This window comes from Cognatilysobacter tabacisoli, from assembly GCF_003586305.1.
GTDB classification, from domain to species: Bacteria; Pseudomonadota; Gammaproteobacteria; order Xanthomonadales; family Xanthomonadaceae; genus Cognatilysobacter_A; species Cognatilysobacter_A tabacisoli.
In genome coordinates this window covers 875,429-899,329 of sequence record NZ_QXJI01000001.1, presented here as the reverse complement: position 1 = coordinate 899,329, position 23,901 = coordinate 875,429, and the positions used below count along the sequence as shown (strand labels likewise).

Genomic DNA, 23,901 nt, shown 5'->3' with positions numbered 1-23,901 from the left:
GTGGAATGCCACTAACTGTTCTGAATATGGAACCCGCGCCGTGCACGACCTCAACGACCTCTATTACTTCGCGATGGTGGTGGACCACTCGGGCTTCGCCGCGGCCGAGCGCGCGCTGGGCATTCCGAAGTCACGCCTGAGCCGGCGCATCAGCCAGCTCGAGACGGATCTCGGCGTGCGCCTGCTGCAGCGCTCGACGCGCCGATTCGCGGTCACCGACGTCGGCCAGAGCGTGTACCGCCACGCGCAGTCGATGCTGGCCGAGGCGCAGGCCGCGCGCGAGGTCGTCGACCGGCTGAGTGCCGAGCCGCGCGGCGTGATCCGCGTCAGCGTGCCGGTCGCGCTCGCGCAGGAGCAGATGCCCAAGCTGCTGCCGGAGTTTCTCGCCAAGTACCCGCAGGTGCGCGTGCAGATGCACGTCAGCAACCGGCGCGTCGACATCATCAATGAAGGCATCGACGTCGCGCTGCGCGTGCGCGCCAAGCTCGACGACGACGGCAGCCTGGTGATGCGCAGCTTCGGACAGGTGCAGGAGCTGCTGGTCGCCAGCCCGGACTACCTGCGCAAGCGCGGCGCGCCGCGCTCGCCGGACGACCTCGCCGACCACGTGACGCTGAGCATCAGCGAGGACGAGGCGCGCCAGCGCTGGGAACTGCACGGGCCGAACGGCGAAGTCAGCCGCGTCGAGCTCAAGCCGCGCGTAATGGCGTTCGACTTCCCGATGCTGATGGCGCTGGCCAAGCAAGGCCTCGGCATCACCCTGCTGCCGGAGACGGTCTGCGCCGAGGCCGTGCGCAGCGGCGAACTCCAGGTCGTGCTGCCCGAGTGGCGGCTGCCGCAGGGCATCTTCCACGCGGTGTTCGCCTCGCGCCGCGGCCTGCTGCCGGCGGTGCGCGTGTTCATCGACTACCTCGCAGAGAAGGCGCCGTCGCTCGTCGAGTCCGCCCGGCTGCATTGCAGCGAGATCAAGGGCGCGCCGTGTCCGCCGGGGTCGGAGAAGCCCAAGCGCCGCTGAGCCGGCGCCTCTGGCAGAATGCGCACGCGCGCTACGGAGAGATGGCCGAGTGGTTTAAGGCAGCGGTCTTGAAAACCGCCGAAGGGTCAAACCTTCCGTGGGTTCGAATCCCACTCTCTCCGCCACTGCTGTTCCCTCGCGGTGGCGTCTACATACCCATTCAACGAGCGTGCCGCGCGGCCGCCAGCGTCAGTGGCATGCCCGCCGCGACGGCCCACGCTGCTCCCATGACGCACCCCAGTGCGCCGCCGTAGAGGCTCAGGGCCCAGCTGTCGTCGGTGGAGAACGTGCCGCCCGTTCCCAACGCAAGCCCCAGTACGAGGCCGCCCATCGTGGAAGCTGCCATCGCGCTGCCGAGCGTCAGCCAACCGAGCGCCTGCATCGCCATGTAGGCGGGCAGGGCGACCACGACCGCGATCGGGTACGCCAGCAGCAGGGTGGCGAGAAACACGATCGGCGCCGCCCCTAGCGAGAGGCTCTCATCGAAGAGGGGGGTGATGAAAACCGCCGCCAACGCCGTCGCGATAGGCGCAACTGCGAGCCCGACGAACAGCCGGTATCCCCGTTTCGCGCCGTGCGTGTCGTCCATGTCGCCGCCCTCCCTTGTCGGGGCCGAAGGTAGCATGGCGCGGAGAGGGGACATCGGCCCCTGGGGGCGGTTGACTTGCATGTGGGTCGCCGGGCCGCTTAGCCTCGGCGCCAGGAGTTTCACCACACCAGGAGTCAGGGATGACCATCCGCGTTTTTCTCGTGGACGACCACGCGCTGGTGCGCGCGGGCATGCGCATGATCCTGTCGAACGAGGTCGACATCGACGTCGTCGGCGAGGCCGATTCGGGGGAGGTCGCGCTGCCGCTGATCCGTAGGCTCAAGCCCGACGTCGTGCTGTGCGACCTGAACCTGCCCGGTGTCAGCGGGCTCGAAATCACCGAGCGCATCCTCAAGGGGCAGGGCGGCACCCGCGTGGTGATCGTGTCCGTGCTCGAGGACGGCCCGCTGCCGAAGCGGCTGCTGGCCGCCGGCGCATCGGGCTACGTCGGCAAAGGCGGCGACGCCGACGAACTGGTCGGTGCGGTGCGGTCGGCCGCGCTCGGCAAGCGCTTCCTCGGCAACCGTGTCGCGCAGAACCTGGCGCTCGCGCGCTTCGACGCGGGGACGCCGTTCGACGGACTTTCGCCGCGCGAAATGGAAACGGCACTGCTGCTCGCGCAGGGGATGCGTCAGGTCGACATCGCGGCGCGCCTGAGCCTCAGCGTCAAGACGGTCAATACCCACAAGAGCCGGCTGTTCGCCAAGCTCGGCATCGACGACACGGTCGCCCTGGCGCGGCTGCTGCACCAGTACGGGGTGGCCGAGTTCGGGGTCACTGCCTAGGTCGGGCCCGACGCGCACGCCCCGCGAAACAGAAAGGCCGCGATCGCTCGCGGCCTTTCTGCGTTTCCGGGCGTGCGTGACGGATCAGATCCGGCGCACGTCGTCCTCGTCATGACCGCTGCGGTCCGCGTCCGGCGCCGGATGGGCGTCGAACAGGCCTGCGGTGCGCGGCACGCTGGCCTCGACCACGGCCTCGGGCTCGGCAACGGGGGCCGCGCTCGGCGCGGCTTCCGCTGCGAATGCAGCGTCAGCGTGCGCCGGGGTGACCGGAGCCGTCGCGACGATGTCAGGCTGCGCGGCGGCGGCTGCGGCGGCTTCGGCCGGCGACGCCGGCGACTCCACCGCGGCCGTCTCCGCTGCGATCGCGTCGATGGCGGGCGACTCCACGACCGGAGCGTCGACGACGACCGGGGCCGGCACGGTCACCGGCGCGACCGGCTCGATTTCGACGGCGATCGGCTCGACCGGCGTTGGCGTCGCGATCACGACGTCGTCCGCGACGGCGGGCATTTCTTCGCGCTCCGGCGACGACGCGGCAACCGCGGCGTCAGCCGGTGTCGTGGCCTGGGCGACGACCGGGGCGACAGCCGCAGCGACCGGAACCGCCTCGGCCACCGGTGCCGGCTTGCGCTCGGCGCGCGGCTGCGGGGCGGCGGGGGCGTCGAACTCGTCGTCGAAGTCGAACTCCGGCTGCGAGCGGTGCGCCGGGGCGCCCGGCACTTCGTCGATCGCGCCCAGTTCGTCGTCGCCGTTGGCGTCGTCGAAGCTGCCGTCGTCGACGCCCTCGGCACCGCCGGCGGCGGCACCCTCGGCGCCACCGCGACGGCGGCGACGGCCACCACGGCGGCCGCGACGGCGGCGTGCGCCGCTCTCGGTGCCGTCAGCGGCGGTGCCGGCCGCTGCATGCGCCTCGTCGCCATCGACCGGGGCGCCGGCCGGTGCCTCCACGGAGGCGAGCGCGGCAACCGACGCCGCGGCAGCGGCCTCGACGGCCGGCGAGGCGGCTTCGATCTTCTTCGGCGCTTCGACCGGCGCCGTGGCGACGCCCGGCTGCTCGACCTTCAGCTCGACCTTTGCTTCGCGGGGTTCGCCCCTCGGAGCCTGCGGCGGACGCGGTTCGCGCGGCGGACGCGGCGCATTGGGCTGCGCCTGCGGCTTCTGCGCCTGCTTGTCGGCCTTCGGCTCCTGTGCACGAGCAGGCTGCTGCGGCGCGCTGCCGCCCTTCGGTTGCGCGGGCGCGTTGCGGCGCGACTCGTCGCGGCGGCTTTCGTCACGACGGTTGTCGTCGCGACGGCCCTCGTCGCGGCGACCGCCGTCGCGTCCGCCCTGCGGCTTGTTGCCGGGGCGACCGTCGCGTCGCGGTCCGTTGCGGTCGCCGCGCTCGTTGCGGTTGACGCGACCGTCGCGCTCACGCGCCGGCGCCGGCGCCGCCGGCGCGGGCTGGCTGCCGCGGAAGAAGCGCAGGATGCGTTCGACCACGCCGACCGAATGGGTCGGGGTCGCCACCGGCGCGGGGACCGGGGCCGGTGCCGCCGGGGCGGCGGCGACCTCGCGAGGCTCGCGCATCGGCGCCGGCTGGCTCGGCTTCACGTTGGTCACCGCCGGCAGGTCCGGGATGTTCAGGTGGGCCTTGGTCAGCGCGTGCGTCGGCAGCTTGCGCGGCGTGCCGCGGTGGTAGCTGGGCTTGCTGGTTTCCTCGCCGAGCTCGTTCTCGCGGATGCGGGTGACCTCGTAGTGTGGGGTGTGCAGCTGCTCGTCGGCGACGATGACGATCGGCGCATCGTGGCGCTTCTCGATCTCGCTGAGCGCGCGACGCTTTTCGTTGAGCAGGTAGGTCGCAATCTCGGTCGGCGCCTGCACCAGCACCTGACCGGTGTTCTCCTTCATCGCGTGCTCTTCGGCCAGGCGCAGGATCGACAGCGACAGCGACTCGACGCTGCGCATGCGGCCGTGGCCTTCGCAGCGCGGGCAGACGATCTGGCTCGACTCGCCCAGGCTCGGGCGCAGGCGCTGGCGGCTCAGCTCGAGCAGGCCGAAGCGCGAGATGCGGCCGATCTGCACGCGCGCGCGGTCGGAGCGCAGCGAGTTCTGCAGGCGGTTCTCGACCTCGCGCTGGTGCTTGTTGCTCGACATGTCGATGAAGTCGATCACCACCAAGCCGCCGAGGTCGCGCAGGCGCATCTGGCGCGCGACCTCCTCGGCCGCCTCCAGGTTGGTGTTGAACGCGGTTTCCTCGATGTCGCCGCCCTTGGTGGCGCGCGCCGAGTTGACGTCGACCGCGGTCAGCGCCTCGGTCTGGTCGATCACCAGCGCGCCGCCGGACGGCAGGCGCACGGTGCGCTCGTACGCGTTCTCGATCTGCGATTCGATCTGGAAGCGGTTGAACAGCGGGGTGTCGTCGGTGTAGTGCTTGAGCTTGCGCAGGTTGTGCGGCATGACCTGCTCGACGAACTCGCGCGCCTCGGCGTACATCTCCGGCGTGTCGACCAGCACCTCGCCGATGTCCGGGCGCATGTAGTCGCGCAGCGCGCGGATGATCAGGCGGGATTCCTGGTAGATCAGGAACGGCGCCGGCTTGGTCAGCGCGGCCTCGGCGATCGCCTTCCAGACCTGCAGCAGGTAATCCAGGTCCCACTGCAGTTCTTCGGCGTCACGGCCGACACCCGCGGTGCGGATGATCACGCCCATGTCGTCGGGGATCTGCAGCTTGTCCATCGCCTCCTTGAGGGCGGCGCGGTCGTCGCCCTCGATCCGGCGCGAGACGCCGCCGGCGGTCGGCGAGTTCGGCATCAGGACCATGTACCGGCCGGCCAGCGAGATGAACGTGGTCAGGGCGGCGCCCTTGTTGCCGCGCTCCTCCTTGTCCACCTGCACGACCACTTCCTGGCCTTCGCGCAGGAGCTCCTTCAGGCCGGCCTTGTTGTGGTCGACCCCGGCGGCGAAGTAGTCGCGGGAAATTTCCTTCAGCGGCAGGAAGCCGTGGCGCTCGGCGCCGTATTCGACGAAGGCGGCCTCGAGCGACGGCTCCAGGCGGGTGATCTTGCCTTTGTAGATGTTGGACTTCTTCTGTTCCTTCGACGGCTGTTCGATGTCGATGTCGTACAGGTTCTGGCCGTCGACGATGGCGACGCGCAGTTCTTCCGCCTGCGTCGCGTTGATGAGCATTCGCTTCATGATTGCGTCCTCGCGCGCTTCCTCCTGCCCGAGGGCAGGCGCGCGGAACGCCTTGGCGTTTCGCCTCTGGTCACGACGTCCCCCCGTCGCGGATCGTGCGTCGCTGCTCGATGGCAAGCCACCACGCCAGCGCCGGCGGGACCTCGAATCTCCAGCGCTTCAACACCACGGCGGACCGCGGGAGCGCTTGTTGTTGCTGTCCAAATTGCGGGGCCGGCGACGCGGACGTCGCGCGGTTCGATCCCGGCGGCCGCCTCCCGCCTGGGCAGGCGCGGCGCTCGGGGGCGTGTTCATCGCCGGTGTCTGACACACCGGGCGAGTCCGGTTCCGCCGATCCGCCGCTGCTAACATGGCTGCCCCGTGGGCAGTGGTTAGTCGCGGACCGGAATCGCAGGTCGGGCTTTTGGCCCTGCACCGCAGCCGAGGCGATGACGCCGAGGACGGGTGCAACTCCCTGCGAAATCAAAACCTTATCTCGCGTCGCGAGTGTATCAGATAACCCCCACGGAATGACCGATCCCGCCCCCCCTGCCGCCGGACCCGGCGCCCGCACCGTGCGCGTGTCCGACGACCGCGAGGGCCAGCGGCTGGACAATTTCCTGCTGGGGCAGCTCAAGGGCGCCCCCCGCTCGCTGGTCTACAAGCTGGTCCGGTCCGGCCAGGTCCGGGTGAACGGCGGACGGGCCAAGGCCGAGCGCAAGCTCGAGGCCGGGGACGAGGTCCGCATTCCGCCGGTGCGGCTGGCCGAGGCCGGCGAGCGCCAGCCGCCGCCGAAGGGGCTGCTCGCGGCGCTGGACGCGGCGATCGTGTTCGAGGACGCCCGCCTGCTGGCGCTGAACAAGCCGTCCGGGCTGGCCAGCCACGGCGGCAGCGGCATCAGCCACGGCGCGATCGAGAGTCTGCGCGCGCTGCGCCCCAACACGACGCTCGAACTGGTCCATCGCCTCGACCGCGACACCTCCGGCCTGCTGATCGTGGCCAAGAAGCGCTCGGCCCTGACCGAGATGCAGGCGCTGATGCGCGAGGACGGCGGCATCGCCAAGCGCTACCTGGCGCTGCTGGCCGGCCGCATGCCCGATGGCGTGATGACGGTCGACGCGCCGCTGCACATCGGCCTGCGCCAGGGCGGCGAGCGCCACGTGCAGGTCCACCGCGACGGCAAGGCGTCGCTGAGCCACTTCAAGGTGCTCGAGCGCCGCGGTGGGCAGTCGTACTGCGAGGTCCGCATCGAGACCGGGCGCACGCACCAGATCCGCGTGCATGCGCAGCACATCGGCCATCCGGTGGCCGGCGACGACAAGTACGGCGACGAAGCGGCCAACAAGCGGCTGCGTGAGCAGGTGGGGCTGAAGCGGCTGTTCCTCCACGCGTCGACGCTCGAGTTCGCGCTCGACGGCGGCAAGGCGCCGTACGCGCTGAACGCACCGCTGGCGCCGGAACTGCTCGACGTGCTGGATCGGCTCGCCTAGCGGCGCAGCCGGCCGGTTACTGCGCCGGCGCGCGCCCCGCGTCGAGGGCGAAGCAGGCCTGCGGGCGTTCGGCCGGGGCGTTGAACGTGATCGGCACGCGGATCCGCGCCTCGACGGGCTGGCCGCCCCGGGTCGCCGCTTCGAAGCGCCAGCGCTTGACGGCCTGCTGGGCGAGCGCGTCGAGCGCGGCACTGCCGCTGCCGCGCTCCAGGCGCGAACCGGCCACGCGGCCGTCGGGACCGATCGTCAGCTGCAGCGTGGCCTGGCCATCGACCCCGGCACAGGCCAGTTCGAGCGGATAGTCCGGCGGCGGCGTTTCGATCGCCTGCGGATCGGTCGGGGGCACGGCCGGCGCGGCAGGGGCGGCCGAGTCGCTCCCGCAGCCGGCGAGCGCGAGCAGGGCGACCAGCGTCGCGGCGGACGTCATGGAGGTCATGGAGGACACCAGCGGGCGGGTCATCGATTCGTCCTCACTCGACCAGCGCCGCGGCCTTCGCGGCGCAGATGAAGTCGTTCTCGCTGAGGCCGCCGACGTCGTGCGTCGAGAAGCGCACCACGCAGCGGTCGTAGTGCACGCCGAGGTCCGGGTGGTGGTCCTCGCGGTGTGCGATGAACGCCAGCGCGTTCACGAAGGCCATCGTGCGGTGGTAGTCGTCGAAGCGGAACGTCCGGGACAGCGCGTGGCCGTCCTCGACCAGTTCCCACCCGGCCACTTCCGGCAACAGCTCGCGCACGCGCGCCTCCGTCAGTCGGTGTTCCACGCCGCGTCGCGGCAGGCAGTGGGCGTGGGCGAGGGGGACGAGGTCGGACATGGGATTCCCGCAGCTGGCGTGGCGAGTGAACGAAACCACATCGTGGGTTGTCGGACCGTGCAGGCGTGGCGAACCGTCGCGCGGACCCCGCTAGAATAGCCGCATGATCCAGATTTCCGAATCCGCGCAAACCCATTTCCGTCGGCTGATCGAGCGCGAAGCGCTGCCCGGCCTGGGCGTGCGGCTGGCCGCGATCCATCCTGGCACCAGCAAGGCGGACGTGCGGCTCGAGTTCGCCGAGCCGGGCGATCTGCGCGGCGACGAATGGGCGATCGACTGCGAGGGCTTCACGCTGTGGCTCGATGCGCCGAGCGTGACCTACCTCGACGGCGCGGAAATCGACTACGAAACCAGCGGCACCGGCGGCCAGCTGCAGATCCGCGCACCGAAGATCAAGGGCGTCGCGCCCGCGGCCGCCGCGTCGCTGGTCGAGCGCGTGCAGTGGGTCGTCGAGCACGAGATCAACCCGCAGCTTGCCCAGCACCGCGGCCACGTCGCCATGCAGGAAGTGACCTCGGACGGCGTCGTGGTGCTGCGCTTCGGCGGCGGCTGCCACGGCTGCGGCATGGCGGACGTCACCTTGAAGCAGGGCATCGAGAAGACGCTGATGGAACAGGTGCCGGGCGTCACCGCGGTGCGCGACGCGACCGACCACGACAGCGGCAGCGCGCCGTACATCAGCCGCGACAGCGCGGCCTGACCGGCGCGCGGCGTCGCCGATGCTGACTGCCGCCGACCTCATCCAGGCCCTGCAGCGCCGCCTGCTGCTGCAGGCGCCGCACCGACACCGCACCGCCGGCGAGTTCCCGCCCGGGTGGAAAGTCTGGCTCGCCGACATGGCGATGCGTCCCGGGCGCGTCACCGGCGTGCCGCCGGCGGCCATCGTGGACGTGCTGGCCCAGCGCGCGCCGCGCCCGGCGCCGCGCCGGGTCGGTGACCTGACGCGCTGGCAGGCATTCGGCGCGATGTGGCGCCAGCAGTGGCATGCGCCGATTCCCGAAGAGCGCGGGCTGCGCCGGTTCGCAGTCGCGATGACCGGGCTGATCCACCTGGTCCTCGGCGCGATGCTGTTCTGGCTGGCGCTGCTGCAGTTCCTCGGCGTGCCGATTACGCGCGAAGGCGAGACGGTCGTGCAGGTCGAGTACATCGGTGACGGCACGCCCGAAGCTCCCGGCGGCGGCGACGCGCCCCCGCAGTTGCAGGACAGCGAACCGGACGCGTCCGCGCAGCCGGCGCAGGAGGCGGCGAGTGAATCCGCCGCCAGTGCGGCGCTGCCCTCGCTGCCCATGCCCAGCCAACCCCCGCAGGCGACGCCGGACCTGCAGGCGCCGCTGCCCGACATCGCCCAGCGCGACGTGCCCGAACCGCAGCTGCCCGCGCCGAGCGAACCGGTGGCGGAGCAGCCCGTCGCGGTGACCGAGCCCCGCAATGACGAGCCGGTGACGTTCGTGCTGCCGCCACCGACGCTGCGCCCGCGCACGGACCCGGCCGCGCCGGAATTGCGCGCGCCAACGCCAAACGTCAGCGCGCGGGAGGTGGCCGAACCGGTGCAGCCGATCCAGCGCGAGATCCCGCCGCGACCGATGGCCAATCCGGCGCTGGCGGCGCGCTCGCCGACGGTCTCCGAGCGCGCGATTCCGGAGCCGCTGCAGCGGCCCACCTTGCCCGCGCGCGAGGTGCCGGTGCGACCGATCACGGCCCCGGAGCTCGCCGCACGTACGCCACAGGTCCGCCGCGTCGACGTGCCGACGCCGCAGCCGCGTCCGGGCAGCGCGACGCCGAGCGCGACCGCTGCGCCGGCCGCGGCGTCGACCGCGGCGTCGACCGCGAGTGCGCCTCGCGCGACGGCCGCCACGCCGTCATCGGGTCCCGCCGCCGCGTCGGCGCGCAGCGCGGCGACGCGACCGAACGCGGCCGGACGCGCCGGCGAAACCGGCGTGGGGCCTCGCAGCACGCCGACGCCGGGCGCGTTCCCGACCACGCGCCGATCCGACGACTGGGGCGACGCCGACCGCAACCGCCCCGGCGCGCAGGCCGGCGGGCGGCCCGGCCTCTACAACCCGGACGGCAGCCTGCGCGTGCCGGGCCCGCCCGGATCGGCGTCGCCCGGACAACCGCCGGGGACGATCACCGACGAGATCGCCGACCTCGACCGCGCCGGCACGTGGTTGAAGCGCCGCCCCAACGAGTTCGAGCCCACCCGGTTCGAGCAGTACTGGCGCCCGCACCAGAACCTGCTCGAGGAGTGGGTCAGCAAGGGCATCAAGAAGGTGATGGTGCCGATCCCGGGCACCACGAAGAAGCTCGAATGCGTCGTATCGCTGCTGCAGGCGGCGGGCGGCTGCACGGTCAGCGACCCGAACCTCAACGAGCAGCCCGCGTCGGCGCGGCCGCCGCCCGACATTCCCTTCAAGCCGGAACTCCAGGAGGACAACGGTTCGGTGAGGCCGACGCCGTAGCGGCTCGTCAGCGCATGCATCGCGGCGCGCGCGATAGCAGGACGCCAGAAAAAAGGCCCGCTTTCGCGGGCCTTCTTGCCTTGCCGTGGAGGTGCCCGGCGATCAGTTCGCGGCGCGCTGGCTCTCGAGCGTGACGCCGTTGAGGTCGGCCAGCTGGCCGTCGCGCGAGCCGTAGTACGCGGCGAGGTCGGCGATCTGCTGGTCGGTCAGCTCCTTGGCCTGGCTCGACATCAGCGCGTGCTCGCGCTTGCCGCTGCGGTAGGCCTGCAGCGAATGCGCAAGGTAGCTGTGGTACTGGCCGCCGAGCTTCGGGTAGGTGTCGTCGATCGGCGCGTTGCCTTCGGCGCCGTGGCAGTCGACGCAGGCCTGGCCGCTGGCGCCCTTGGTGCTGGCGAGCTTCTCGCCCGCGGCGATGTTGCCGGCGGGCAGTCCGGCCGACGACGAGGTGGACGCATGGGCTTCGGCGCCTTCCTTCGGCGCTTCGCTGGAGCAGGCGCCGAGCGCGAGGGCGAGCAGGGCGATGGCGAGGGTGGACTTCGTCATGTCGGTTCTACTCACTTCACGCTGGCAAGGAAGGCGGCGATGTCGGCGATGTCCTGCTCCGAGAAGCTCTGCGCCTGCGCCTGCATGGTCGGGTGCTTGCGCGTGCCCTTGCGGTACTCGAGCAGCGCGGCATTGAGGTAGGCCTCGCTCTGGCCGCCGATCTTGGGCACGTGGTAGCTGGGGTACGCGTTCTTGTAGCCGGTCACGCCGTGGCAGCCCTGGCAGGTGTAGGCCAGCTCGCGGCCGCGCTTGGCGTCGCCGGTTGCGGTCGCGGCGGGCGCGGGAGCGGCCGTGGCGGTCGGTGCGGCGGCCGGCGCGGCCGGGCTCGGGGCGGCTTCCTGGGCAGTGGCGGTCGCCCACAGGGCGGCCGTGGTCACGGCAAGGCAGGCGGCGATCGTCAGCGGTCGCGTCATGTATTGCGCACTCTCGAATGGCTGGCAGAAGGATCGCGCGGAGCCCTGCAGCCGTTGTCGGGCGGGGCGTTGCGCACAAGGCGCGAAGTATAGCCTGCGACGCCGATGCAACGAACACGCCAGTCGACGCATCCCTCATGGGGAGCATGGCGCAGGTCACCATGACCTTCGGGAGATGGTGGATCCGGAGGCGGGTGATATACCTAGCTACAACACCGGCATACACGCCGAAAGTCGAACCGTTCCAGGGGCCCCCATCATGTCCGCAATGCACGCTCTCCGCCGCCAGCCCGTCCTGCGCGCGGCCGTCCTCGCCCTGTCCTGCGCCGTCGCGCTGGCCGCCTGCAAAGGCGGCGGCAACGGCGAGGCGCAGGCCAAGGCCAACGAACAGAAGGCGCCGGAGGCCGTGCCGGTGGAGGTCGCCAAGGCCAGCCGCCGCGCGGTCGCCGCCAGCTACACCGGCACGGCGCCGCTCGAGGCGCTGGCCGACTCCCAGGTCGTGGCCAAGACCTCGGGCGTCGCACTCAGCGTGATGGTCGAAGAGGGCCAGCAGGTCCGCGCCGGGCAGGTGCTGGTGCGCCTGGACTCGGCCCGCGCCGCGCTCGAGGCCGCGCGCACCGCCGCGACGATGCGCAAGCTCGAGAACAACTACGCGCGCTCGCGTCAGCTCGCCGAGCAGAAGCTGCTCAGCGCCAACGACAACGACACGCTGCGCTACGACCTGGAGAGCGCGCGTGCGGCCAACCGCATGGCCAACCTCGAGCTGTCGTACGCCAACGTCGTCGCGCCGATCTCCGGCGTGATTGCGTCGCGTTCGATCAAGACCGGCAACTTCGTGCAGATCAACACGCCGATCTTCCGCATCGTCGACATCTCGCGCCTGGAGGCCGTGCTGAACGTGCCCGAGCGCGAACTGGCGACGCTGAAGGCGGGCCTGCCGGTCGGGCTGTCCGTCGACGCACTGCCGGGCAAGACCTTCACCGGCGTGGTCGACCGCGTGTCCCCGGTCGTCGATTCGGGCAGCGGCACGTTCCGCGTCATCTGCGCGTTCGACGGCGGTGGCCTGCTGCAACCCGGCATGTTCGGTCGCATCAAGATCGACTACGACAGCCGCGCCGACGCGCTGGTCGTGCCGCGCATTGCGCTGCTCGACGACGAGGGCGACCCGGCCGTCTACACCGTCAAGGACGGCAAGGCGGCGCGCGTGCCGGTCAAGCTCGGCTACATGGATGGCGAGTGGGTCGAAGTGCGCTCCGGCCTGGCCGAGGGTGCGCAGGTCGTCGTCGCCGGCAAGACCGCGCTGCGCGACGGCACGGCGGTGCAGGTGATCGGCCAGCCGGCGCCGAAGAAGGCCGTCGCTGCCGCGCCGGCCGCGAAGAAGAACTGAGCCAGGGGGCCCCGTGAGCAACGCCCACGACACCGACGGCTCCAACGGCCGGTTCAACCTCGTCGAGTTCTCGACGCGCCGACGCGTCACCATCGCGATGATGACCATCACGCTGGTGCTGTTCGGCCTGATCGCTCTCGGCGACCTCAAGGTCAACCTGCTGCCCGACCTGAGCTACCCCACGCTGACCGTTCGCACCGAATACACCGGCGCGGCGCCGTCGGAAATCGAAACGCTGATCACCGAGCCGGTCGAGGAGGCCGTCGGCGTGGTCAAGGGGCTGCGCAAGCTCAAGTCCGTCTCGCGCACGGGCCAGAGCGACGTCGTGCTCGAGTTCGCTTGGGGCACCGACATGGACCAGGCCAGCCTGGAGGTGCGCGACAAGATGGAGGTCGTGCAGCTGCCGCTCGAAGCGAAGAAGCCGGTGCTGCTGCGCTTCAACCCGTCGACCGAGCCGATCCTGCGCCTGGCGCTGTCGCCGAAGAACGCCGGCAACGAGGCAGAGGCGATCCGCCAGCTCACCGCGCTGCGTCGCTACGCCGACGACGACCTCAAGAAAAAGCTCGAGCCGGTCGAGGGCGTGGCCGCGGTCAAGGTCGGCGGCGGCCTCGAGGACGAAGTCCAGGTCGACATCGATCAGCAGAAGCTCGCCCAGCTGAACCTGCCCGTCGAGACCGTGGTCAATCGGCTGAAGCAGGAGAACATCAACATCTCCGGCGGGCGGCTGGAAGAAGGCTCGCAGCGCTACCTCGTGCGCACGGTGAACCAGTTCGCCAGCGTCGCCGAGATGCGCGAGATGCTCGTCACCACCCAGTCCGGTGGCGGCGGCGCGGCCGAGACCGCCGCGCAGCAGATGGCGCGCGTGGCCGCGGCTAGCGGCGATGCCGCGTCGATGGCGGCTGCGGCATCGGTGCAGAACGCCAGCGGCTCGTCGTCCGGCGCGATCGCCGGCGGCATGCCGGTGCGCCTCAAGGACGTCGCCGACGTTCGCCAGGGCTACAAGGAGCGCGAGGCGATCATCCGCCTGGCCGGCAAGGAGGCCGTCGAGCTGGCGATCTACAAGGAAGGCGACGCGAACACCGTGGCGACCGCTGACGCCATTGCCGCGCGCCTGAAAGAGATCGAAGAGCAGGTGCCCGACGACGTCGAGCTGACCACGATCGACGACCAGTCGCAGTTCATCCGCCACGCGATCAGCGACGTCAAGAAGGACGCGGTGATCGGCGGCATGCTCGCGATCCTGATCATCTTCCTGTTCCTGCGCGACGGCTGGAGCACGTTCGTGATCTCGCTGTCGCTGCCGGTCTCGATCGTCGCGACGTTCTTCTTCATGGGCCAGTTCGGCCTCAGCCTCAACGTGATGTCGCTCGGCGGCCTGGCGCTCGCCACCGGCCTGGTGGTCGACGACTCGATCGTGGTGCTGGAAAGCATCGCCAAGGCGCGCGAGCGCGGCCTCGGGGTGCTCGAGGCGGCGATCGAAGGCACGCGCGAAGTCAGCATGGCCGTGGTGGCCTCGACGCTGACGACGATCGCGGTGTTCCTGCCGCTGGTGTTCGTGCAGGGCATCGCCGGCCAGCTGTTCCGCGACCAGGCCCTGACCGTGGCGATCGCGATCGCGATCTCGCTGGTCGTGTCGATGACGCTGATCCCGATGCTCAGCGCGCTCAAGGGCCGTCCGCCGATGGCCTTTGCCGACGAGGCCCCGCATCCGCAGTGGCAGCCGACCTCGCGCGTGCTCAAGCCGGTCGCCGTGGCGCGCCGAGGCGTCGGTACGGCCGTGCGCGGGTTCTTCTTCGGCATCGCCTGGGTGTTCGTCCGGCTCTGGCGCGGCGTGGTGGCCGTGGTCGGCCCGGTGATGCGCAAGCTCAGCGACATCGCGATGGCGCCCTACGGCCGGGCCGAGCGCAGCTACCTGCGCCTGCTGCCGGCCGCGCTGCAGCGCCCGACGCTGGTGCTCGGCGCCGCCGCGGCCGCGTTCGTGCTGACGCTGGCGACCGTGCCGATGCTGGGCGCGGATCTGATCCCGCAGCTGGCGCAGGACCGCTTCGAGATGACGGTCAAGCTGCCGCCGGGCACGCCGCTGCGCGAGACCGATGCGCTGGTGCGCGAGCTCCAGCTCAAGCACGCCAAGGACGACGGAATCCGCGCGATGTTCGGCGTCAGCGGCAGCGGCACGCGGCTGGATGCCAACCCGACCGAAAGCGGCGAGAACATCGGGAAGCTGTCGATCGTGATGGCCGATGGCGGCAGCAAGGAGATCGAGGTCGCACAGACTGAGCGCCTGCGCGCGACGATGCAGCAGCATCCGGGCGCCCAGGTCGACTTCTCGCGTCCGGAGCTCTTCAGCTTCTCGCCACCGCTGGAGATCGAACTGCGCGGGCAGGACCTCGCATCGATCGAGCGCGCCGGCCAGCAGATGGCGGCCCTGCTGCGGGCCAATCCGAACTACGCCGACGTGACCTCGACGGTCGAGCAGGGCTTCCCGGAGATCCAAATCCGCTTCGACCAGGACCGTGCCGGCGCGCTCGGCCTGAGCACCCGGCAGATCGCGGACGTGGTCGTGCAGAAGGTCCGCGGCGAAGTGGCCACCCGCTACAGCTTCCGCGACCGCAAGATCGACGTGCTCGTTCGCGCCCGCGAGTCCGACCGTGCCTCGCTCGAAGGCATCAAGCGCCTGATCGTGAACCCCGGCAGCGACCGGCCGGTGACGCTCGACGCGGTTGCCGACGTCGTCGCCACCACCGGCCCCAGCGAGATCCACCGGGCCGACCAGGTGCGCGTGGCGATCGTCTCGGCCAACCTGCGCGACATCGACCTGGGCACCGCGGTGCAGGAGGTCGAGGACATGGTGGCATCGCAGCCGCTCGGTGCCGACGTGCGCATGCACATCGGCGGCCAGGGCGAGGAGCTGACCGAATCGATCAACTCGCTGCTGTTTGCGTTCGCGTTGGCGGTGTTCCTGGTCTACCTGGTCATGGCGTCGCAGTTCGAATCACTGCTGCACCCGTTCGTCATCCTGTTCACCATTCCGCTGGCCCTGGTCGGCGCGGTGCTCGCCCTGCTGCTGACGAACTCGTCGATCTCGGTCGTGGTGTTCATCGGCGTGATTCTGCTCGTCGGCCTGGTGACCAAGAACGCGATCATCCTGATCGACAAGGTCAACCAGCTGCGCGAAGAGGGCGTCGCCAAGCGCGAGGCGTTGGTGGAAGGCGCCCGTTCGCGCCTGCGGCCGATCATCATGACCACGCTGTGCACGCTGTTCGGCTTCCTGCCGCTGGCCGCCGCGCCGCTGTTCGGCAGCGAGGGCGCGGAAGTGCGCTCGCCGATGGCCATCACCGTGATTGGTGGCCTGCTGGTGTCGACGCTGCTGACGCTGGTGGTGATCCCGATCGTGTACGACCTGCTCGACCGCCGCGCCGACGAGTACTACCGCGAGCGCGGGCGCCGTGCGCGCCGCGAGCGGGCCGAGGCGGCCGACGCGCTGTCGCATGACCAGGATGCGCTGGACGACGGTGCGATCGGCTCCGGTACGGCGCCGGAGGGCGGTCGCGCATGAGCGTCGCCGAACTGAGTATCCGGCGCCCGGTCACGGCGGTGATGCTGTTCGTGTCGCTGTTCGTGATCGGCCTGATCGCCGCGCTGCGACTGCCGCTGGAGGCGTTCCCCGAGGTCTCGCCGCCCTTCATCTTCGTGCAGGTGCCGTACGCCGGCTCGACGCCGGAGGAAGTCGAGCGCACCGTGCTGCGCCCAGTCGAGGAAGCGATCTCCACGATGTCGGGCGTCAAGCGCATGGACTCGTCGGCCCGTGCCGACGGGGCCAACGTGTTCCTGCAGTTCTCCGACTGGGACCGCGACGTGGCGATCGCCGCGTCGGAGGCGCGCGAGCGGATCGACGCGATCCGCGACGAGCTGCCCGACGACCTGCAGCGCTACTTCGTGCTCAAGTTCTCCACCACCGACCAGCCGGTGCTGCGGGTGCGGCTGGCCAGCTCGACGGATCTGACCGGCGCGTACGACATGATCGAGCGCGAGTTCAAGCGCCGGCTCGAGCGCATCCCCGGCGTCGCCCGCGTGGAAATCTCCGGTGCGCCGCCGAACGAAGTGGAGGTGGCGATCGATCCGGACCGCCTGACCGCCCACGACGTCGGCATCAATGAGCTCAACACCCGCCTGCAGGCGGTCAACTTCTCGGTGTCCGCCGGGCAGATCGACGACGGCGGACAGCGCCTGCGCGTGCAGCCGATCGGCGAGCTCAACGACCTGCAGGAGCTGCGCGACCTGGTGATCGACGGCAAGGGCACGCGCCTGCGCGATATCGCCGAGGTGCGGCTCAAGCCGGCGCGGATGAACTACGGGCGGCGGCTGGACGGCAAGCCGGCTGTCGGCATCGACGTGTTCAAGGAGCGCAACGCGAACCTGGTCGAGGTTTCGCGCAACGCCCTCAACGAGGTCGAGGAGATCCGCAAGGAGCCCGCCCTGCAGGACGTGCAGGTCAAGATCATCGAGAACCAGGGCGAGAACGTCACCTCGTCGCTGCTCGAACTGGCCGAGGCCGGCCTGATCGGCCTGCTGCTGTCGATCGCGGTGCTGTATTTCTTCCTGCGCCACTGGGCATCGACGCTGATGGTCACGCTGGCCATCCCGATCTGCTTCGTGATGACGCTGGGCTTCATGTACTTCGCCGGCGTGACCCTCAACATCCTGTCGATGATGGGCCTGCTGCTGGCCATCGGCATGCTGGTCGACAACGCGGTCGTCGTCGTCGAGAGCATCTACCAGGAGCGCGAAAAGAACCCGGGCAACCCGCGACTCGCGTCGATCCTCGGCACCCGCCACGTGGCGATCGCGCTGTCGGCGGGCACGCTGTGCCACTGCATCGTGTTCGTGCCGAACCTGTTCGGCGACCGCAACTTCATCAGCATCTACATGTCGCAGATCGCCATCACCATCTCGGTGTCGCTGCTGGCCTCGTGGCTGGTCGCGGTCAGCCTGATTCCGATGGCGTCGGCGCGGATGAAGACGCCGCCGGCCGTGCGCAGCGACACCGGCATCATCCCGCGGCTGCAGCGGCGGTACGCCAGCCTGCTGCGCTGGACGCTCGAGCACCGCGGCAAGAGCGTGATGGGCATCGTCCTGATCATCCTCGTCAGCCTGGTGCCGATGAAGATGACCAAGGTCAACATGTTCGGCGGTGAGGAAGGCGCCGAGACGAACGTGTTCTACCAGTTCAAGGGCAGCTACACGAAGGAGCAGATGTCGGACGAGGTGCTCAAGGTCGAGCAGTTCCTCGACGCCAACCGCGAGCGCTTCCACATCGAGCAGCTGTACTCGTGGTTCAGCGAGGACGGCGGCGCGGCCACGCGGGTGACGTTCGACACCGAGACCGCAGGCGAGCTCAAGCCGCTGATCGACAAGATGAGCAAGGAGCTGCCGAAGTCCGCGCGGGCCACGATCGGCGTCGGCAACAACGACGGCCCCGGTGGCGGCGGTGGCGGTCCGAGCGGCCAGTCGATCCAGGTTCGCCTGATCGGCGACTCCACCCAGACCCTCAACGAGCTGGCGCGCGACGTGATCCCGATCCTCGCGCGCACCAAGGGCCTGCGCGACGTCCGCGTCGACGCCGGCGACCAGAACAGCGAGCTGTCGGTGCGGGTCGACCGCGAGCGCGCGGCCGCGTTCGGCTTCAGCGCCGAGGACGTCTCGCGGTTCGTCGGTCTTGCGCTTCGCGGCGCGCCGCTGCGCGAGTTCAAGCGTGGCGAGAACGAGGTCCCGGTGTGGGTGCGCTTCGCCGGCGCCGAGCAGTACGGCGTGGCCGACATCGCCTCGTTCACGGTGCGCGCGCCCGACGGGCGTTCGGTGCCGCTGCTGGCGATGGTCGACGTGTCGGTCAAGCCGGCGGCGACCGAGATCCAGCGCGCCAACCGCCAGACCGCGCTGACGATCCAGGCGAACCTGGTCGACAAGACCACGCCGCCGGAGGCGCGCAAGGCGATCGAGGAGACGCTCAAGACGATCTCGTTCCCGGCCGGCTACGGCTTCACGTTCGAGCAGGGCGGCGGCTTCGGCGACGACGACGAGGCGATGAAGCAGATGATGTTCAACCTCGTCATCGCGCTGGTCATGATCTACGTGGTGATGGCGGCGGTGTTCGAGTCGCTGCTGTTCCCGTCGGCGATCATGTCGGGCGTCGTGTTCTCGGTGTTCGGCGTGTTCTGGCTGTTCTGGCTGACCGGCACCGAGTTCAACATCATGGCCTTCATCGGCATCCTGGTGCTGATGGGCGTGGTCGTGAACAACGGCATCGTGATGATCGAGCACATCAACAATCTGCGCCGGCGCGGTCTGTCGCGCACCGATGCGCTGGTCGAGGGCAGCCGCGAGCGTCTGCGGCCGATCCTGATGACGATGGGCACGGCGATCCTGGCGATGGTGCCGATCGCGATGGGCAGCACGCAGATGGGCGGCGACGGCCCGGCGTACTACCCGATGGCGCGTGCGATCGCCGGTGGCCTGGCGTTCTCGACGATCGTCAGCCTGCTGTTCCTGCCGACGATCTACGCGATCCTCGACGACCTGCGCAGCGGCACCACGCGCCTGCTGGCCCGTGCGCGCAGCGGCCGCGGGCGGGTGCCGGCCGCGGCGGTGACCGCGATCACTGCGGGCGGTGCGGACGGCTGACGCCGTCGGCATCTGTTGTTCCACACGCAGGCGCCGCGATCATCGCGGCGCCTGTTTCTTTTCCGACGCCTGCCGGCTCAGCCGAACAGCTTGCCGATCAGCTGCGCGCCGCCGAGCCACACGCCGATCGCCGTGCCGAGGCTGGTCAGGAAGAAGTTCAGCAGGATCCGCGCCACGCGATTGCGCCACCAGCCGCGCCAGTGCTGCACGTCGTCGCGCAGCGCCATGAAGTCGGCGTAGTTTGGATCGCGCACCCAGGCTTCGACCAGCGCGCTCAGCGTGCCCGACGCCAGCGCCGGGTGCAGCGGGGTGATCGGCGAGGCGACGAACGCGGTCAGGATGCTCAGCGGGTGGCCGCGCGCGATCGCGCAGCCGATCGCGCCCGGTATGCCGGTCGCCAGCACCCACGCCAGCAGCAGGTCCGAGCCCACGTCGACGCCGCCACGCCAGAAACCCCACGCGAAACCGCCGAGCACGAACGTGGCCAGCACGATCGTGAACCACGGGATGTCGCTCTTCTTCGGCAACGCCTCGAGCTCCGCGCGGAGGGCTTCGGGGGCTTCAGTGTCCTCGCGCAGGTGGCGGGCCATGCCGAGCAGGTGGCCGGCCCCGATCACCGCGAGCACTTCGCGCGGGCGCGGTCCATCCGTCGGCGCGACCACCGCCGCCTCGCGCAGGCGCGCAGCCATGTAGCGGTCGCGCTCGGCGATGACCGTTTCGTACAGCGCCGGGCTGTCGCTGGCGAACTCGCTGAAGCTCGACTCGAGCATGTCGCCCTGCTTGAGCTTCTCGATGTCCTCGGCGCCGACCTCGTCGTCTACGAACAACCCGACCATCATCCCGCCGCCGAGCTTGGCCCGCTGCCACCAGCCCAGCCGCGCCGAGGCGCGCTTGAAGGTCAGGCCCACGTCGCGGTCGATCAGGTGCACCGGCAGGTCGCGCTCGCGCGCCTCCAGCACCGCGCGCTTGAGTTCGGCACCCGGCTCGATGCCGAGCTGCTCGGCGAGCCGACGTTGGTACGCGGCCAAGGCGAGGTTGGCGGCGAACAACGCCGTCCGGCCCGTACGGATCACCTGGACGAGGTCCAGCCGCGCTAGCGCGTCGGGATCGCTGAGCGCCTGCAGGCGCTGCGGGTCGAGTTCGACCGCGACGGTGTCGAACGCGCCGGAGGCGATCGCGTCGCGCACCGCCTCGACGCTGGCCAGCGACACGTGCGCGGTGCCCAGCAGCGTGTAGCGCACGCCGTCCCGCTCGACGATGGCGTGCGGCTGGTCGGCCAGGACGGCGTCGATCGGTCGCGCGTCGCTCACGGCAGGCACCCGCGGTGGATCGATGGCGGGCGAGGGGTCGGGGCGTTGGTCATCGGATAGCTGCCACCGTCATGGCAACGGCGCCGGAGGGCGCCGTTGCAGTGGCTCTGAGCGAGGGCCCCAGAGCTTAGGGCCTGCCCCGTGAAGCGGCAAACCGCGCGCGCCGGCCCAATCCCCTCAGGCGAATCCGTACGGCAGGTTCGGCGACGACACCACGCGGTCGCCGACGGCTTCACCTCGCAGGAAACGCAGCGCCGCATCGATCACGCGCTCGCTGTCGACGACCCGGTTGTGCCCGAGCCCGCGCGTGCTGAGCAGGCGCGATTCGCCCCAGAAGCGCGCGTAGCGCTCACCCTCGGCCCATGGAACCTCGCGGTCCTCGAGGTCGTGGACGATCAGCGCCGGGCGCGCGATCGTCGGCACCAGGTGCTGCGCCTGCAGGTCCTCGGCCGCAAATCGCATGCTGCGTTCGAAGCGCGCGAACATGCGTCGGCTCAGGTGGCGGGCCATCCCGATCATCCCGGCGAACTGCTCCGCCATCACCAGCGGATCGGCGGGCGGCGCGATCAGCACCGCGCGCTCGGCCTGCAGCCCGTTCGCGAGCGCGATCGCGCTGGCCGCGCCGCCCAGCGAGTGGCCGACCACGGCCGCGGCCGGCCCGAAATGGCGCCCGACGGCCAGCAGGTGGCACGCGAAGTCGGGCAGCGTGGTCTGGCGGCCGTCGCTCTTGCCGTGCGCGGCCTGGTCGAACGCGACCACCGCGTACCCCGCCGCCTGCAGCGGCCCGACCCACGGCGCGATGCGGGTGCCGTGGCTCGACCAGCCGTGTGCGAACAGCACGTACGGCTGCGCGTGCGGGTCGCCCCACGCGTACGTGGTCAGGCGCAGGCCGTCGACGTCGAGCTGCGCCTCGCGTGCTCCGAGCGACGGTGCGGTCCGGGCACGGGTGCGCGTCGACGCGAACGGTGTGCAGAAGAGGCGGCCCGCGCGGCGGATCGTCGATTCCGGCGCGAGGCGGCTGCCGACGGCAAATCCGGCACGCAGCAGCGACAACGTCACTTTGGTGCGAACGATCGTGCTAATTCTGCTCAGCAAGCTATGCATGGCGACACCTCGTCGGCGGATCAGGCGGTGGGGGAGTACGAGGCGAGCAGGCGTTCGAACAGTCGCCGGCCGCGCGCCACGGCAGTCTCGAGCCCGTACAGCCCGGCGTCGTGGTTGACCGCGATGGCCACGGCGTAGATCTCGAACGCGAACTGGGCCGCGTCCGTGTCGGCGCGCAGCTCGCCGCTGTCGATGGCCAGCCCGATCGCGCGCGCCACGTCCGACCGCCAGCGCGTTTCATGCTGGACGACGCGATCGCGCAGCGGCCCGGGGCGGTCGTCGTACTCGGCGGCCGCGGCGATCAGCAGGCAGCCGCCGTCGTTGTCGCGCACCCAGTCGAACCACGCGTCGACGATTGCGCGCAGGCGCGGCAATCCGCGGCGCGCCTTCAGCGAAGGCACCAGCACCGCCTCGAGGAAGCGCGCGCCGGCGGCATCCAGGACCGCCAGCTGCAGGTCCTCGCGCGAGCCGAAATGCGCGAAGACGCCGCTCTTGGACATCCCGACGGCCTGCGCCAGCGGGCCGATTGACAGGCCCTCGAGGCCCGCCGAGCACGCGATTCCGTAGGCACGCTCGATGATGACGTCGCGCGTGGCGGCGCCTTTGCCGAGCGGGGCGGGGAAGGTGGCGGGGCTCATGCGGCGAAAATTAGCACGGTCGTTCGAAAATAGAGCGACCGTTCGTCGGGCGCTTAATTTCTTAGGCCGTCGGCTCTGACGCGGCGCCATCACCCAGGGCGCGCTGCATCTGCACGCCATCGAGCCATCGACCGTGCTTCCAGCCGATCCCCTCGAAGGTGCCGACGATGTGGAACCCGTGGCGCTTATGCAATGCGATCGACGCGGCGTTATGCCGGTCGCCGACGACCGCGATCATCTGCCGGTAGCCGAGCGCTTCGCAGGCCCGGATCAACGCCTCCAGCAGCGCCCGGCCGACGCCACGTCCGGTGCACCCGGCATCGACATAAACCGTGTCCTCGACGGTCCAACGATAGCCGGCGCGCGTGCGGTAGCTGCTCGCATAGGCGTACCCGGCGAGCCGTCCATCGAGCTCGGCCACCAGGTAGGGGTAGCCCTGCGCCGTGATCGCGCGCCAGCGCTCCGCCATGGTGGTCGCATCGGGCGCCTGGGTTTCGTACGTGGCGACGCCTTCGGCGACCTCGCGTGCGTACAGCGCGGTGATCGCCGGCAGGTCGTCCACGCCGGCGGCACGGACGATCACCGGCGACCGCGGCGCGTCAGTCACGGTAGCGCTTGAGCAGGTCGGCGTAGGCGTCGATGCGGCGGTCGCGCAGGAACGGCCAGATGCGGCGCACGTGTTCGCTGCGCTGCATGTCGACCTCGGCCATCAGGATCTCCGGCTCGTCGGTGCCGGCTTCGGCGAGGAACTCGCCCTGCGGGCCGAGCACGTGGCTCGAGCCCCAGAAGCGGATGCCCGACGTGCCCAGCGGCGAGGCCTCGTGCCCGACGCGGTTGCAGCTCAGCACCGGTAGGCCGTTTGCGACGGCATGGCCGCGGTGGCTGAGGATCCACGCTCCGCGCTGGCGGACTTTCTCGTCCTGCGCGTCGTCCGGGTCCCAGCCGATCGCGGTCGGGTACAGCAGCAGGTCCGCGCCGGCCAGCGCCATCAGCCGCGCGCCCTCGGGGTACCACTGGTCCCAGCACACCATCAGGCCGAGCCGTCCGACCGAGGTCTGGATCGGTTCGAAGCCCAGGTCGCCGGGAGTGAAGTAGAACTTCTCGTAGAAGCCCGGATCGTCCGGGATGTGCATCTTGCGGTACTTGCCCGCGGTCGAACCGTCCTTGTCGAACACCACCGCAGTGTTGTGGTACAGGCCGGTGGCGCGCTTCTCGAACAGGGAGCTCACCAGCACGACGCCGTGCTGGCGCGCGAGCTGGCCGAGGCGCTCGGTGCTCGGCCCCGGGATCGTTTCGGCGCGATCGAACTCGTCCACTGACTCGTGCTGGCAGAAGTACGCGCCGTTGTGCAGCTCCTGCAGCAGCACCAGCCGCGCGCCGCGCTTGGCGGCCTCGGCGACGCGCTGCTCGATCACCGCGAGGTTGGCGTCGGCGTCACCGTGGTTGCATTCCTGGATCAGCGCGACGGGCAGGGTGGTCTGGTTGGGCATGGGGCATCCGGGCACGGGGAAGCGAGGCGGCACAT

General features: G+C 70.5%; 19 protein-coding genes and 1 tRNA gene. 9 read left to right on the top strand and 11 right to left on the bottom strand.

Going from position 1 to position 23,901, the window contains the following annotated elements; all coding sequences use genetic code 11:
- Window positions 1-40: 40 nt before the first annotated feature.
- Together D3A60_RS08635 and D3A60_RS08630 are read left to right on the top strand one after the other, a co-directional pair.
- A complete protein-coding gene (locus D3A60_RS08635) occupies window positions 41-1,015 on the top strand; it encodes a LysR family transcriptional regulator (RefSeq protein ID WP_119718276.1) in 975 nt (324 codons plus the stop codon).
- A gap of 35 nt (window positions 1,016-1,050) precedes the next feature.
- Window positions 1,051-1,140 (top strand) — tRNA-Ser (locus tag D3A60_RS08630).
- A 35-nt stretch (window positions 1,141-1,175) separates the two neighbouring features.
- On the opposite strand, the gene D3A60_RS08625 is transcribed toward D3A60_RS08630, so the two are convergent.
- Window positions 1,176-1,604 carry a hypothetical protein gene (locus D3A60_RS08625; RefSeq protein WP_157981436.1) on the bottom strand — a complete coding sequence of 143 codons (429 nt, stop codon included), beginning with the start codon at window positions 1,602-1,604 and terminating at the stop codon, window positions 1,176-1,178.
- A 140-nt stretch (window positions 1,605-1,744) separates the two neighbouring features.
- Here D3A60_RS08625 and D3A60_RS08620 point away from each other — a divergent pair, with 140 nt between their 5' ends.
- Complete coding sequence (locus D3A60_RS08620; RefSeq protein WP_119718274.1) at window positions 1,745-2,389, top strand: response regulator; 645 nt, start codon at window positions 1,745-1,747, stop codon at window positions 2,387-2,389.
- An 84-nt stretch (window positions 2,390-2,473) separates the two neighbouring features.
- Here the strand turns inward: D3A60_RS08620 and rne are convergent, their stop codons facing one another.
- Window positions 2,474-5,563 carry a ribonuclease E gene (rne, locus tag D3A60_RS08615; protein ID WP_119718273.1) on the bottom strand — a complete coding sequence of 1,030 codons (3,090 nt, stop codon included), beginning with the start codon at window positions 5,561-5,563 and terminating at the stop codon, window positions 2,474-2,476.
- Window positions 5,564-6,072: 509 nt separating this feature from the next.
- Between rne and D3A60_RS08610 the strand changes: the two genes are divergently transcribed.
- Window positions 6,073-7,032, top strand: a complete 960-nt coding sequence (locus tag D3A60_RS08610; RefSeq protein WP_119718272.1) for an RluA family pseudouridine synthase — start codon at window positions 6,073-6,075, stop codon at window positions 7,030-7,032.
- A gap of 16 nt (window positions 7,033-7,048) precedes the next feature.
- Here D3A60_RS08610 and D3A60_RS08605 read toward each other — a convergent pair whose 3' ends face one another.
- Both D3A60_RS08605 and D3A60_RS08600 read right to left on the bottom strand, forming a co-directional pair.
- Complete coding sequence (locus tag D3A60_RS08605) at window positions 7,049-7,468, bottom strand: energy transducer TonB (protein ID WP_119718271.1); 420 nt, start codon at window positions 7,466-7,468, stop codon at window positions 7,049-7,051.
- Window positions 7,469-7,502: 34 nt separating this feature from the next.
- Entirely contained in the window at window positions 7,503-7,844 is a 342-nt protein-coding gene (locus D3A60_RS08600; RefSeq protein WP_119718270.1) for a 4a-hydroxytetrahydrobiopterin dehydratase, read from the bottom strand.
- 103 nt (window positions 7,845-7,947) lie between these two features.
- Here D3A60_RS08600 and D3A60_RS08595 point away from each other — a divergent pair, with 103 nt between their 5' ends.
- Window positions 7,948-8,544, top strand: a complete 597-nt coding sequence (locus D3A60_RS08595) for an NfuA family Fe-S biogenesis protein (protein WP_119718269.1) — start codon at window positions 7,948-7,950, stop codon at window positions 8,542-8,544.
- A 19-nt stretch (window positions 8,545-8,563) separates the two neighbouring features.
- Window positions 8,564-10,303 carry a hypothetical protein gene (locus tag D3A60_RS08590; RefSeq protein ID WP_119718268.1) on the top strand — a complete coding sequence of 580 codons (1,740 nt, stop codon included), beginning with the start codon at window positions 8,564-8,566 and terminating at the stop codon, window positions 10,301-10,303.
- A 102-nt stretch (window positions 10,304-10,405) separates the two neighbouring features.
- On the opposite strand, the gene D3A60_RS08585 is transcribed toward D3A60_RS08590, so the two are convergent.
- Together D3A60_RS08585 and D3A60_RS08580 are read right to left on the bottom strand one after the other, a co-directional pair.
- Window positions 10,406-10,846, bottom strand: a complete 441-nt coding sequence (locus tag D3A60_RS08585; protein WP_119718267.1) for a c-type cytochrome — start codon at window positions 10,844-10,846, stop codon at window positions 10,406-10,408.
- A gap of 11 nt (window positions 10,847-10,857) precedes the next feature.
- Window positions 10,858-11,259 (bottom strand): c-type cytochrome, encoded by a 402-nt coding sequence (locus D3A60_RS08580; RefSeq protein ID WP_119718266.1) that lies wholly within the window; start codon window positions 11,257-11,259, stop codon window positions 10,858-10,860.
- A gap of 259 nt (window positions 11,260-11,518) precedes the next feature.
- On the opposite strand from D3A60_RS08580, the gene D3A60_RS08575 reads away from it, so the two are divergent.
- The 3 genes from D3A60_RS08575 to D3A60_RS08565 are packed head-to-tail and all read left to right on the top strand — an operon-like array spanning window position 11,519 to window position 19,324.
- Complete coding sequence (locus D3A60_RS08575; protein WP_119718265.1) at window positions 11,519-12,646, top strand: efflux RND transporter periplasmic adaptor subunit; 1,128 nt, start codon at window positions 11,519-11,521, stop codon at window positions 12,644-12,646.
- A 13-nt stretch (window positions 12,647-12,659) separates the two neighbouring features.
- The gene (locus D3A60_RS08570) at window positions 12,660-16,202 is read left to right on the top strand and encodes an efflux RND transporter permease subunit (protein ID WP_231120449.1); all 3,543 of its coding nucleotides are present in this window, start codon (window positions 12,660-12,662) and stop codon (window positions 16,200-16,202) included.
- Window positions 16,199-19,324, top strand: coding sequence for an efflux RND transporter permease subunit (locus tag D3A60_RS08565; protein ID WP_119718264.1), 3,126 nt, complete (start codon window positions 16,199-16,201; stop codon window positions 19,322-19,324). Before D3A60_RS08570 ends, D3A60_RS08565 begins: the two co-directional genes overlap by 4 nt.
- Window positions 19,325-19,401: 77 nt before the next feature.
- Here D3A60_RS08565 and D3A60_RS08560 read toward each other — a convergent pair whose 3' ends face one another.
- The 5 genes from D3A60_RS08560 to D3A60_RS08540 form a co-directional block, all read right to left on the bottom strand.
- Window positions 19,402-20,634 (bottom strand): TraB/GumN family protein, encoded by a 1,233-nt coding sequence (locus tag D3A60_RS08560; protein WP_119718263.1) that lies wholly within the window; start codon window positions 20,632-20,634, stop codon window positions 19,402-19,404.
- A 177-nt stretch (window positions 20,635-20,811) separates the two neighbouring features.
- Window positions 20,812-21,693 carry an alpha/beta hydrolase gene (locus D3A60_RS08555; protein WP_231120448.1) on the bottom strand — a complete coding sequence of 294 codons (882 nt, stop codon included), beginning with the start codon at window positions 21,691-21,693 and terminating at the stop codon, window positions 20,812-20,814.
- A 65-nt stretch (window positions 21,694-21,758) separates the two neighbouring features.
- Entirely contained in the window at window positions 21,759-22,376 is a 618-nt protein-coding gene (locus D3A60_RS08550) for a TetR/AcrR family transcriptional regulator (RefSeq protein ID WP_119718261.1), read from the bottom strand.
- Window positions 22,377-22,437: 61 nt separating this feature from the next.
- Window positions 22,438-22,983: a GNAT family N-acetyltransferase gene (locus D3A60_RS08545; RefSeq protein ID WP_119718260.1), complete on the bottom strand. Its 546-nt coding sequence runs from the start codon at window positions 22,981-22,983 to the stop codon at window positions 22,438-22,440.
- The gene (locus D3A60_RS08540) at window positions 22,976-23,866 is read right to left on the bottom strand and encodes a carbon-nitrogen hydrolase (protein ID WP_119718259.1); all 891 of its coding nucleotides are present in this window, start codon (window positions 23,864-23,866) and stop codon (window positions 22,976-22,978) included. Before D3A60_RS08540 ends, D3A60_RS08545 begins: the two co-directional genes overlap by 8 nt.
- Window positions 23,867-23,901: the final 35 nt, after the last annotated feature.